General features: G+C 44.4%; 10 protein-coding genes. 4 read left to right on the top strand and 6 right to left on the bottom strand.

What is annotated here, in order from left to right; translation table 11 throughout:
- Positions 1-166: 166 nt before the first annotated feature.
- The 4 genes from U4956_RS04135 to U4956_RS04120 form a co-directional block, all read right to left on the bottom strand.
- Positions 167-1,102, bottom strand: coding sequence for a tyrosine-type recombinase/integrase (locus U4956_RS04135; protein ID WP_323089236.1), 936 nt, complete (start codon positions 1,100-1,102; stop codon positions 167-169).
- Complete coding sequence (locus U4956_RS04130; RefSeq protein WP_323089234.1) at positions 1,099-1,305, bottom strand: hypothetical protein; 207 nt, start codon at positions 1,303-1,305, stop codon at positions 1,099-1,101. The genes U4956_RS04135 and U4956_RS04130 overlap by 4 nt, the downstream gene beginning before the upstream one ends.
- Positions 1,306-1,912: 607 nt before the next feature.
- A complete protein-coding gene (locus tag U4956_RS04125) occupies positions 1,913-4,375 on the bottom strand; it encodes a DEAD/DEAH box helicase family protein (RefSeq protein ID WP_323089233.1) in 2,463 nt (820 codons plus the stop codon).
- 205 nt (positions 4,376-4,580) lie between these two features.
- Positions 4,581-5,213 (bottom strand): class I SAM-dependent methyltransferase, encoded by a 633-nt coding sequence (locus tag U4956_RS04120; protein ID WP_323089231.1) that lies wholly within the window; start codon positions 5,211-5,213, stop codon positions 4,581-4,583.
- A 34-nt stretch (positions 5,214-5,247) separates the two neighbouring features.
- Between U4956_RS04120 and U4956_RS04115 the strand changes: the two genes are divergently transcribed.
- The 3 genes from U4956_RS04115 to U4956_RS04105 all read left to right on the top strand — a co-directional run bounded on the left by U4956_RS04115 (position 5,248) and on the right by U4956_RS04105 (position 8,088).
- Positions 5,248-5,613, top strand: coding sequence for a SemiSWEET family transporter (locus tag U4956_RS04115; RefSeq protein ID WP_323089229.1), 366 nt, complete (start codon positions 5,248-5,250; stop codon positions 5,611-5,613).
- A gap of 220 nt (positions 5,614-5,833) precedes the next feature.
- The gene (locus tag U4956_RS04110) at positions 5,834-7,867 is read left to right on the top strand and encodes a TIM-barrel domain-containing protein (protein WP_323089228.1); all 2,034 of its coding nucleotides are present in this window, start codon (positions 5,834-5,836) and stop codon (positions 7,865-7,867) included.
- A gap of 5 nt (positions 7,868-7,872) precedes the next feature.
- Positions 7,873-8,088, top strand: a complete 216-nt coding sequence (locus U4956_RS04105) for a hypothetical protein (RefSeq protein ID WP_323089226.1) — start codon at positions 7,873-7,875, stop codon at positions 8,086-8,088.
- A gap of 417 nt (positions 8,089-8,505) precedes the next feature.
- Here the strand turns inward: U4956_RS04105 and U4956_RS04100 are convergent, their stop codons facing one another.
- On the bottom strand, positions 8,506-9,879 hold the full coding sequence (locus tag U4956_RS04100; protein ID WP_323089224.1) for an IS4 family transposase: 1,374 nt from the start codon (positions 9,877-9,879) through the stop codon (positions 8,506-8,508).
- 438 nt (positions 9,880-10,317) lie between these two features.
- Positions 10,318-10,491, bottom strand: coding sequence for a DUF362 domain-containing protein (locus U4956_RS04095; RefSeq protein ID WP_323089223.1), 174 nt, complete (start codon positions 10,489-10,491; stop codon positions 10,318-10,320).
- A gap of 451 nt (positions 10,492-10,942) precedes the next feature.
- Between U4956_RS04095 and U4956_RS04090 the strand changes: the two genes are divergently transcribed.
- Positions 10,943-12,400 carry a radical SAM protein gene (locus U4956_RS04090; protein ID WP_323089222.1) on the top strand — a complete coding sequence of 486 codons (1,458 nt, stop codon included), beginning with the start codon at positions 10,943-10,945 and terminating at the stop codon, positions 12,398-12,400.
- Positions 12,401-12,582: the final 182 nt, after the last annotated feature.

Raw genomic sequence — 12,582 nt, 5'->3', positions numbered from 1 at the left:
AAACCAGAAAATATAAAATCCACCATCTGTGCACGGATGGTGGACAATACTAACTATCAAAAACTAAGCTAAATGACATTGGCTAAAAGCCCCGAAGAAAAATCTCTTCAGGGCTGTTTTTTCATCAAGTTTTGTTTGTTCGTCGAGTGTATAAATCTTGTCAGCGTTAAACTCCAAGGGGCGATTTAAGGGTGACGTTTTTGGGATCGCTGCTCGTTTTTTCCTTCGGGCAACGAGTCGCGTTGCTTTCGACGCTTTTAAGCTTGGCCATATTGGCGCGTTTGAGAGCGAGCGTTGGATGGACGTAGCGATCCAGAGTGATCTTGACAGAGGAATGGCCGAGAATCTCACTCAGGCATTTGATGTCAAAACCAACTTCAATGCTGCGCGTCGCAAACGTGTGACGAAGGGTATGGAAATGGGTCCCCTTCAGACCCAGTTGATTGGTAATTTTCGCAAATCGAGCCTGTAAGGTCCGGGGTTCGACATAGTGCTTGTTTCCGGACAGAATGTAACAGTCCGCACCACCCTGGTGCTTCTTGCACAGTTTCACCAGTCGTTTGGTCAGCGGGATAATCCGATCCGATCCAACACTTTTTGGCTGGGTGACTTTCACGATGGTTTTGGATGGTCCGTCATCTGCGCGAAGACGTTGAAGTGTTTTGTTGACATGAACGGTTTCGTCCTCCAGATCAATATCTTCCCAGCGCAGAGCACAAAGTTCTCCGATTCGCACACCCGTATACAGGGCAAACAGAATCCCAAAGCCAGTCAGGTTCGTCTGACATTCCAGAGAGCGTTCAAGTCTTGACTGCTCAGAAGGGGAGAGAACCCGTAAGGGCTTTGCCTGCTGACGCGGGCAGATAATGATCAGTTCGGGCAGGCTCTGAGCCATCAGAGCAGATCCAAACTGGAGGATGGAGTTGAATTGGTTGATCAGATTGCGGATGGTGGTCACACAAAGCCGGCAGGGGTTGATCAGATAAGAGATGAAGTCCTGGACTTTCTGATTGTCGATGGCTTTGAGCTGCATGGGTCCAAAAGTGGGAAGCAGGTAGAGGTCCAGATTGTTTTCATATTTCTGATAGGACGATTCTTTCACCTGGATTTTTTTGCCTGCAGCCAGACTTTGGAGCAGTCCGCAAAGGTGAGGTCGGGCTGATTGAGAGTATTTCCGAAGTCGATCCGAGTCTGCTGCGGCAGTTGATCCTGTGTGACTTCAGACAGGATCAAGCTGGTGCTTTCGAGCTCTGGATGGATTGCGGCTCCATCATTAACCGTGTTCATAGTGTTCGTGTTGGCCATAACGGCTCCTTTCTAGAAAACCTCAAAGGAGTCCGCAGCGAAACCGGGATGGAGAGCGGATTCGCACAATAGTGATAGAAATCCAGAATTGCTTCTGAATTTTTAAGATGGCCGACGGTATGTCTGAAATCTTGGGGATGAAGTGCTTTTCTGCCTTTCTGAATCTTTCAGGAAGCTAACTGACAAATTCAGCCCAATCTGGCGTTCGTGCGTCCTGAGAGACTTTCTTATGATTTAAAGTCTTGTCGATAACCGGTATGACCTAAAAATGCATGCCCGATAAAAGCATTATCTTCATTTTTTGCGGGGAGTAAAACTTTCCTCAACAGGATGAAATAACAATCTGATAAGAATGAAATACATAAGCGTTAAGAATTGTAACTAATAAAAAAGTCAGCTTTTATCCGATTGATACCGGAAAGAAAAGCTGACTTTTTGAAGTTAAAAGTATATTTTCACAGGGTATTGAAAGAACTAAGGATACTGTTCTGAATCGATCTAAGCAGATAAAACAGATGGACGTTTTACAAATTAATCAAAAAATGCCCATTATACGATGATTTATCCGGTTCGTATTCACTGACTGTCTGCTCACTGGCCGTTTTGCTTAACTGACAGAAGCAGATACAGGCAGTCTCGAAAGGATGGTCTGCATCTGCCGTTCTGCTTTTTGTTTTTGAAGCAGATAGCGGCGGCGATAGTAGTTGAGTGTCCGATAGCGGACAATATCTTTCCATTGCGCCAGCAGATCCGGATGGTTCAAAAATGGATGCAGCTGTTCATTGATCACCAGCCGATGTCCATTTTCCTCTAACAGAAACAATCCTTTGGAAGACTTGGCCAGAAAGTGGAAAGGATTAGAGCGGATATTGCTAAGATGTTTGGCATCCGAGAGTTTCTGCAAACTGGCAAAAGAATCGACTCTGGGCAGATCCTTCCAATTTTCGTTGCGGGCAAAAAAGGCTTTCCAGACCGAAAGAACTTCTTGATCGGTTCTCGATTTTTCAATTTTAGAGTCTGTAAGAAAAGCTTCAAGCACTGGCATTTTATAGCTGCGTGTCATGCTTGTGCTTTCCAGCAGTTCAATCAGCTCTTTAGCCGGAGAGGTATAAAGCGTCTGTTGGAGATCTGAAAGCAGATCATGAGCATGCAGAAACTCAAAATAGTGGTTGAGTGGATTTTTGGCGCCTTTGCTTTGGCACAGATCAAAGAGATCGGAATTCATCAGGTTGAACATTTCCACCCGGCCTGGCACATGACCAAGCTCTTTTTGCAGCAGCCTGACTTCGGCAAGAAACCGCTCTTCAAACTTCTGTTCGCGCTTTTCCATTTGAGCAAAGAGATCCAGCAGATCCAGGTCAAAGTCAATGACGCAGTCGATTGGCGGTTTTGGCTGCGTCAACTTTCCAGGGTTGTTTTCGCTGCCGTCTTTTGGTCCGGTTCCATATAAATACTGTGGGATTTTTGCACACGATTTATAGTTGCCAATGAAATCGAGAACTGTCAGATACTCTTTGCCTTTCGCTTTTCGCAGGCCGCGTCCAAGCTGCTGTAAGAAGATGACAGGAGACTGGGTCGGCCGAAGAAACAGGACCGTATCGATATCAGGAACATCAACGCCTTCATTGAGCATATCTACACAGAAGAGGGCCTGGATTCTGCCTTGCTGGAGATCATCGAGAATCCGGGCTCGTTCTTTAGAGCCAGACCCGGATACCAGGACTTCACTGCCCACATGCCGGCTTTGAAAGTACTGGGCCATCTGGTGCGCATGGGCCTTGGAGGCACAGAAGGCAATGGTCTTCTGGCCTCCGCGCTTTTGGTAGTGGCGAAAGATCAGTTCCATGCGCTGCTGGTTGAACAGATACAGTGACTCTAACTGGGTGCTGGTATAAGTTCTGACGGAGGGAAGAATTTCATAGTCAGTCTGGTCGTAAATGCCATAGTAGTGAAAGGGACAGAGAACGCCTTTATTAATGGCTTCCTGGAGTGTGAGGTTGTAGGGCACATTGTAATCACAAAGCGCAAAGACATCCTTCTGGTCCAGACGTTCCGGGGTGGCGGTCAGGCCAAGCAGAAACTTCGGTTTGAAGTAATCCAGAATCCGCTGGTACGTGTAGCTGATGGCATGGTGGAATTCATCCACAACGATGTAATCAAATGCATCCGGGGCAAAACAGGCCGGATTGAGATACTGATTCTGTCCAAGCGTGGCCACCGAAGCAAAAAGCAGCTGGGTATCCATGGCTTTCTGATCCTGGTCAAAAAAGCCGATCGAATCGTCTGGCCGAATGAGATGGAAGGAGTTTGCGGCCTGCAAAAGGATTTCTTTGCGATGAGCAAGGAACAAAACTCTTGTATAGGGCCGCGAATCGAAGGCAGCCAGGTAGGTTTTGCCAATGCCGGTGGCTGCCTGAACTAAAGCCTTTTCCATACCCTGCTGGCGGGCGTCTTTGAGCGCATAGAGCGCTTCAATCTGTACGCCGCGCGGTTCGATGGCCTTTTCGGATTCTGGCAGCCTTTCAAACAGGTCAGCCTGTGGAATTCGTGGTTTTGTCCAGCTAGCCGTATAAGCGTTGAGGATTTCTCTGGTGATGACAAGTGAATGGTTTTCAAACAGATCCACAAATTCAGCCTGAAAATGGGCCGCTGCCATCGGATCTTCTTTTTCATGTAGGCGATAATTCCATTCAATCCCCGTTACTAAAGCACTGTAAGAAAGATTGGAAGAGCCGATATACATTTCCAGACCTTCTTCTTGCTGGAAAAGACAAGCTTTGGGGTGGAAGGCAATATCATTTTGAGCGCAAAAGCGCAGATCAATCTGCGGGCATTCATTTTTCAGGATCTGTAAAGCCCAGGGTTCGGTAATCGACAGATAGCTGCTGGTCAAAATCCGGATGGGAACCTGGCGTTCGATGGCTTCTTGGAGATCTTTCACCAGCAATTTCACGCCGCTGACCTTAAGAAAAGAGATGGTCAGGTCAATGGAACTGGCGGTTTTCATACTGCGTTTGAGAGCGGTTAAAAGCCGGCTGTTCTGGCCGGTAAAGGCATTGGTTTCTGTCATACTCCTTCCTTTCCTTCTGTCGATATCTGTTCAAAGTTTTTGTTTGACCACTGGCTATTCGCTCTTGTCAGGGGATTGTCGTTGAAAAGAGGATCTCTTAAAATTGCCCATTAAATATAAGGAATAGGTCAATTGTTTCTGATCAACGCAGACGGCATAAAGACTGTGAGCCAATCAGAATCAAACCTGAATCAGAGAAGCAAGATCAGATCTTTTCTGGAGTGGATTCAGGTTTTTGAAACAGGGCATTGGTCCATTTTTCACTCGGACGATCTGTTCTTACATCCTCGCTGGTCCAGGAGGCAAGAGGCTGGAAGGTGGTGCTGCTCTGGGTCAGTTTTTTGAGAGCATCAATGGTCAGATCACAGAAATAACGGCCATTTCGAAAGCCTTCAAAGTCACTCTGCTTGAAAGAGCAATAAAACACTCCGCCAGGTTTCAGCGAGTTTTCAATACGGCTAAACAGATCGGGCAGATCTTTTTTCGGACAATGAAGCAGGGAAGAACAGGCCCAGAGGCCATCAAACTGGTTTTGTTCATGGAACTGGTCAAAGCTTTGGCACTCCACGGGGATTTGAAGCCACCTGGAAGTGGTCTGGCAAAGCTTTGCACTGCCATCAATGGCTTTGACCCGATAGCCGGCATCTAGAAAGGCTTTGGCATCCCGCCCCGAACCACAGCCCAGATCGCAGATGAGACCCCCATCAGGTACATATTGTAGAAAGCGATTCTGTATGGCTGAAAAATCAAGATCGCGGGTGTTGTGAATAAACGCTTTTGCGTTTTGATCGTAGTAATTCAAAGTGACATCGTTCATAACCTTCAGTTTATCATCCATTTCTCTTCACGACGATCAGAGGTTTTGGGTTTAAATGTTTGAAGTAGATGCGTTTAACGTCTTTAAAAGATTATCAGGCACGGGAATGGATAGGATTTCAGAACAGATTAGGATAAGTTTAATAGGAATAAAAGGTATCCGTATGACAGATGATCATGTAAAAAAACTAGGATATGTCGCTTCCGTTATGTCGGTTGTGATGTATGTTTCCTACATCGCTCAGATTTATAATAATTTGCATGGGGTGAAAGGAAACTTTCTGCAGCCGCTGGCTGCCTGCCTCAACTGCATTTTGTGGACCATTTATGCCTTTAAAAGCAAGCCAAAAAATATCCCTCTTTTGATTGCGAACCTACCGGGCATTCTTCTTGCGGCGATCACAGTTGCCACTTCTTTCTAGCGGACAAATGTCCGCTTTTTTTCTTTCCCCTGGGCTGCAAATGAAATTCGTTTTTTTTTGCAGGATGGATAGAAAATCATCGCTATAAGAGCATTGTATTTTAGGCAGGAACCGCTAAAATAAGGCCAATGGAGTGCAACAAATTGCAAGTAAATGCAAATTTGCGCAACATCAGTCCGTATCCATCTGAAAAGACCAGAACCTGGTCAGGAGAGAAAAAATGAAGCGATATGTCTATGGAACCCCGATCGAAACGGGAGCTGTGGTATGCAAACCGGAAACCACTTCTGGAAATCCTGAAGATCTGTCTATGTCCGTTGCCACCAAAGAGGACAACTGGACACTGTCTTTGCCACTTGAAGAAGGCGATATTGTCTATGGTCTAGGTGAGACCGTACGCGGTATCAATAAGCGGGGCTGGAAATATATTTCCTGGTCTACAGATGAATTTGATCACAGTGAAGGCAAGAACTCCTTATATGGAGCGCACAATTTTCTGATCATTGCCCCAAAACCTGGATCTGATCGTAAGCCTGTTGGACTGTTTATCGATCAGCCAGGCAAAGTGACTTACGACATTGGCTATCAAAAGCAGGACGAAATGACCATCACCTGTGATTCTAATCTGGAGCTGTATGTGATCGAAGGCAGTACAGCTTATGACATCGCCAAAAAATTCCGTTCCATCATTGGCAAACCATACCTGGCTCCGCGCTTTGGCTTTGGCTATGGTCAGAGTCGCTGGGGATACAAAACCAAAGAAGATTTCTATAAGATCGCAGACAAGTTTAACGAACTCAATATGCCAGTCGACATGATTTATATGGATATCGACTACATGCAGGACTTTGAAGACTTTACTCTTAACGAAAAAGAATTTGCGGATGATTTTCCAGGTTTTGTTCAAAAGATGAAAGACAAAGGCATCCGTCTGATTCCAATTATCGATGCTGGAATAAAAATGCTGGAAGGCTACGGCATCTATGAAGAAGGGGAAGCCAAGAATTACTTCTGCAAGCTTGAAGACCATAAGACCGATTTTACTGGTGCTGTATGGCCTGGCTATGCGGCTTTTCCAGACTTCCTGAATCCAGAAGCCCGCAACTGGTTTGGCATGAAGTATAAAATTCTGACGGATGCAGGAATTGAAGGCTTCTGGAACGATATGAATGAACCGGCACTATTCTACTCGGCTCAGGGGATGCAGGAACTCAAGGAATACCTGACACAGTTTGCCAACGATCCTGCAAAACCCGTGAACTGCTACGATGTCTTTGATCTCAACGACCACGTCGGCGGCATCAAAAACTCAATGAAAGACTACGAACGCTTTTATCACAATATGGACGGCCAGTGGATTCGACATGACAAAGTGCATAACCTCTATGGTTCTCTGATGACCAAAGCCGCGACCGATGCATTCAAAAAACTCCGCCCTGAGCAGCGCACGCTGATGTTCTCCCGGGCGAGCACAATCGGCGGACACCGTGATGGCGGGATCTGGACCGGAGATAATGTTTCCTGGTGGTCTCACCTTGGCCTGCTGGTTCATCAGCTGCCGGCCATCAATATGAGCGGCTTCTTATATACGGGCGCTGATCTGGGCGGCTTTGGCCAGAATACTACCCGTGACTTGGTTTTGCGTTTCATGCAGATTGGCATGTTCACCCCATTGATGCGCAACCACGCGGCTCTTGGCACCCGTGAGCAGGAGCCGTATCAGTTCGAGCATCCCGAAGACTTTACCTTCCTGATCGAGCAGCGCTATCGTCTGATTCCATACCTGTATTCGGAATACCTGAAAGCCATCAAGACTGATGACATGATGTTCCGTCCGCTGGCTTTTGACTTTCCTGAAGATCCGATTGCCAGAGAAGTTGAAGATCAGCTGCTCTTTGGTCATGAGCTGGTGATTGCTCCAGTTCTTGAGCAGAACAAAACCGGGCGCATGGTCTATCTGCCTGAGTCCATGATGGAAGTCCGTTTCGCCAAAGATCAGCCGATCCAGACCCAGCCAAGAGAGGCAGGCTGGCATTATATCTGCTATCCACTCAACGAACTGGTCTTTTTCGTTCGCAACAATAAAGCCATTCCAGTGGCTGAGCATTCGGCCCGTCGCGTGGATGAGATCAATGATCAGGATCTGACTTTGATTGGCTATCCAGAGGCCAGATACGTGATGGTCGCGGATGATGGGATTTCGCTTGATCCTGCCAAGGCCGGCTATCATGAAACTGTGCTGACCAACGTTTAAATTCTTTGTCAGAAATTATTCGGATACCGAAACAAGCGTTTCGGTATCCATTTTTTGTGCAGCCTGAAGACAGTGAAGAGCAGAAAGCAATTGAAAATGAAATTGGTCAGATTTCCATCACTGAGAAAACAGGGGGATCATACTGGTTTTTTGAACCTGCTCTCAAGCAATACCGCAGTGGAAAAACTGATCCTCAAAAACATTCAGTTTATACTGATTGAAATTGAATCTGAAATTCGAAAAGACGAGTCCATCCTGTTCTGGCAACCTCCAGGAATCTGAAGCTGAACCTGAATATTTCTGAATATTTCTGAATCTTTCTCACTCATATTCCAATCGCGAGTCCGCATTTCATTGCTTTCCAGTGGGGTGTGGACGTTTTTTTTAAGTGGTCAAGATCAATGTCATTTAGCTAGAAAAATATGACCTCAAACTTTGTATAAAAATCAAAGACAAAGTGGATGATAGGAATAGAATTTGCTGCTGATTATATCCATATGCACCAACCAAGCACAAAATATACTGATTGATTTGGCTGTATTCATCAAAATAGGTGCACTAAAAACAACCCTTCGATAAGAGCCGTTTTTAAGAATTGTATGGGTGGTTTGTATCAATAAGATGCGCATATAATGCACTTATCGATAGGTGAACCATATCAAACGATTGGGATGGAGATTTCGCTTGAAGCTCCTTTCCGGCCGAACGGGCAGTTTTTCTCTGAGCAGCTCCTCGGTCAGAGCTTGAAACTCCGCTTTTGTAATTTGACAGATTGTTCGTTTTTTCGTCCATTTCGGAGTAAACGTATTCCTGACAGCCCGTATCGCCTTAGTTGTATTGATTTGGTATTCATAAGTTGTCTGCTTCTCTTCTTTATTATCTGATTGAGATGATTCAAGAACACACTTTTTGATCTCGGAAACCAGATTGTAGAAGATAAGGGATGAATAAATCTCCTGAATGATGTATTCTGCTTTTATCGAGTGGATACGTTTCATTCCTATTCCATATTTAAGCCAGGAGAAACTCTGCTCGATTCGCCACCTTAGGTGGTAAATAAATCCAAGAGCCTCCGGAGGAAATTCTGCTTCATCCAGATTGGTAATCAGTCCTTCCCAGACGTTGTCGCCAATCTCGATAGCTACCACCCTGCAGTCAAAATCAATAAATTCAGATTCTTGATCAATCTGTCTCATTGATTTTTTGACCAGGTATTTCATCTGGGGGTTTTCTTTTTCCTCTTTTCTTTGGTGGTGGGTAAGAATGCGGCTGATCTGCTGGTCTTCTGTATGGTCAAGCTGTGTATAAGTCAGGCAGCTATACTCTCGTTCTTTCATACGTATGAGGTATTTGTGCCCTAAGGATTCAATAAGCTTACACAATGGGTAAGAAAAATACCCTCTGTCCATGACAAAGAGAAATGTCTCGCCAGGATAAGCTTCATGAATCTCCTTGACCATTTTCATAGCAGCGCCCCGTTCGTCTTTGGACCTCTGGTCTTGAGTGACGATGGCTAAAAATTTGTCATTAAGTACGTCATAGGCTGCGTTAACGTGAATACCGGCCCGGATAATGTTTTCCTTGTTCTTGGTATAAATGATGTAGTCAGGTTCATCTTCATTTGGCGCAACAGGTTCATTGGTTCCGTCAAAAGCGATTACCCTGTGTTCTTTATATTTTTTATCCATGGAATAAAGTGCCAATGTGGCTTTGTGCAGTGCTGAAAATACGCTGACTGGAGTTTTGGTTTTTGTCTGAACAAGTGCTGAAGCAGATGGTCTTACACTGCCCATGCCGAAATAGTTCATGGACAAATCGGAGAGTGTTGCCCCATTCCCGATAATGGATGTATTCAGGAAATGGAACAAGTTTATTTTTGATGATCGATAATGACTGCGTGAGAAAGCTCCTGTTTGAGAAGCAAGAATCTTCTCCTGTTTGTGGGCAAATTCCTCAAGGAATTTCATGAATCTTTGATAAATCTTATGTGGTGAAGTAACTCTAATTGCCATTTTATTCCTCCTTAAACGGTTACATTTTTGATTGAGTAAGGATTAAATTAGACAATTATAGAGTTGTTGTCAAAGTTAATTTTCGTTAAACCAGAAAATATAAAATCCACCATCTGTGCACGGATGGTGGACAATACTAACTATCAAAAACTAAGCTAAATGACATTGTGGTCAAGATGAGAAAGAACGAGAAGATGGAAAAAGCAGAAGATCGAGTCGAGAAATTTTGAAGAAACATCAGGGATTGGCAGCCACATGCCGGAATGAAAACAGTGAATGGACAGGCGCTGCTTTCAAAGTAGTAAAAAGTAATAAAAAGGAATGACAGGTAAAATAAGCAATAGACGAAAGAACGATAGATAAAATAAAAAACGGCTTTACGCCGCTTTTTATGATTATTGTATGTAATGTATGAATTTTTGTTTATGTGGAGTTAAATTAGTCCAGAGTTACAGCACCAGTTGGGCAAACACCAACGCAAGCACCGCAGTCGATGCAAGTGTCAGCATCTACTACTGCCTTTCCATCAGGAAGAGTAATCGCACCAGTTGGGCAAGCACCTTCGCATGCTCCACATCCAATACACATATCGTCGTTAACTTTAGCAGCCATTTCAAAGGCCTCCTTTCTTCGAAGTTCTGTTCCTATTATAGTCAAAAAGGCTCAAAGATAAAAATAATTCTTCCGCGTTTTGGTTAGGTTTAACAAACAGGATACAATCCTAAATCGACGATATTCGATCGAATGAAGGGATACAGCTCAGGTTAAGTATCGAATCTCAGGGCAATGAAAAGAATTTGTGCAAATTCAATCTTCTATCAACAAAATGTTGCTTCTGTCAGTTTTGTACTTGACAAAATGGCGAAAAGGTTCAGTTCTCAGGCGATACATTTGGTCGGGTTATTTTTTAGTGATAAGGTGTTGATAATCTTTTCTTAGGTAACCGAAAATTACACACAATGTGTTTGAGTCCCACAAAAGGGATGAAGTGTCTATGTTATCTAGGAATTATCGGAATATGATTGAACTACCTTGAATTCAGGTACGAACAGGAGTGAACAATATGGGATTTAAAGAATCGGCTACCCGAACCACAATCAACACCGCTTTGTCATACATTAACGGCAACCCGGAAAAGAATCTGCCAAGACTGATGGCTTTTATCAATACAGTGATGCGTAACGATACTTCGTTCCCAGGACCTCGTGCCGCCATTACCAAAGTAATCAATGACCCGGACAACAATCTCAATCAGCTCGTTCAGGGACTGTTTGACGATATTGATTTGAGTATTATTAAAAAGGCATTTACGAACTTCGTTGTTAATGCCAACTTTATTGGCTGGGAAAAGCAGCAGAAAGTGCGTGAGGAATACGGATGCAACGTCCCCTGGACGATTTTGATGGACCCCACTTCCGCATGCAACCTGCACTGCACCGGATGCTGGGCTGCTGAATATGGAAACCGTCTGAATTTAAGCCTGGAAGAACTGGATGACATCATTCAGCAGGGTAAAGACATGGGTGCCTATTTCTATATTTATACTGGCGGCGAACCACTGGTCCGTAAAAAAGATCTGATTGAACTGTGCCGTCGCCACAATGACTGTGTATTCATGTCTTTTACCAACGGCACATTGATTGATGACGAATTTGCCGAACAGATGCTGGAAGTGAAAAACTTCTTCCCGGTTATTTCTGTAGAAGGTCTCGAAGAAGCCACAGATTTCCGGCGCGGGGATGGAGTCTACAGTAAAGTTTTACGCGCCATGGATATTCTTCATCAACACAAACTGCCAATCGGTATCAGCTGCTGCTATACCTCCAAAAACATTCCATCTATTGTTTCGGATGAATTTATTGATGAAATGATCAGCCGCGGCGTTAAATATGCCTGGTATTTCCACTACATGCCAGTTGGCAACGATGCAGCCACGGAATTGCTGCCATCCCCCGCCCAGCGTGAATTCATGTATCACCGTATCCGCGAAATCCGCGGCAAGAAACAAATCTTCCCGATGGACTTCCAGAATGATGGTGAATATTTACAGGGATGCATTGCCGGCGGCCGTCGTTATTTCCATATCAACGCCAATGGAGATATGGATCCATGTGTGTTCATTCACTACTCGGATTCCAACATTCGTGAAAAGACCATTCTTGAAGGTCTTTGCAGCCCAATGTTCATGCAGTACAAGAACCATCAGCCATTCAATGGCAATCATTTAAGACCTTGTCCAATGCTGGAAAACCCAAATGCCATTGCCGAAATGGTTCATCATACTGAAGCCCATTCGACTGACCTTGAGTCTCCGGAAAGTGTTGAACATTTAGTTGAAAAGACTCAGGAGTATGCCAGAAACTGGACGCCAGAAGCTGAAAAGCTCTGGAAAATGTCTCACCATACTCCATATAAAGAAACGCATGAATATGTCATGTCCCGTGAAGAATATGAACGGGAAATTGTACCAAAGCTGAATCGGCAGATCCGTAAGAATACGAATGTCGACCGGCATTTCTAGCTTGAAAAAGCAAAAGTGGCTTTATCTTTGGTATTCTAAAATCAATGTCATTTAGCTAATCAGTTAGCTTTTGATAACTTCTAGGCTGATTGTCTTTTGAAGATGAACATGCAGCTTTAGGCAAGTGTTTTGTTTAGTTTTAGCTAGGCTTAATCAGGTTATGCAATATTTACGCACCAAAA

It is taken from the genome of Allobaculum sp. JKK-2023, assembly GCF_034745455.1.
In the GTDB taxonomy this organism is placed as follows: domain Bacteria; phylum Bacillota_I; class Bacilli_A; order Erysipelotrichales; family Erysipelotrichaceae; genus Allobaculum.
Note: the sequence above shows the minus strand (reverse complement) of the source record. Positions and strands in the feature narration are given on the sequence as shown.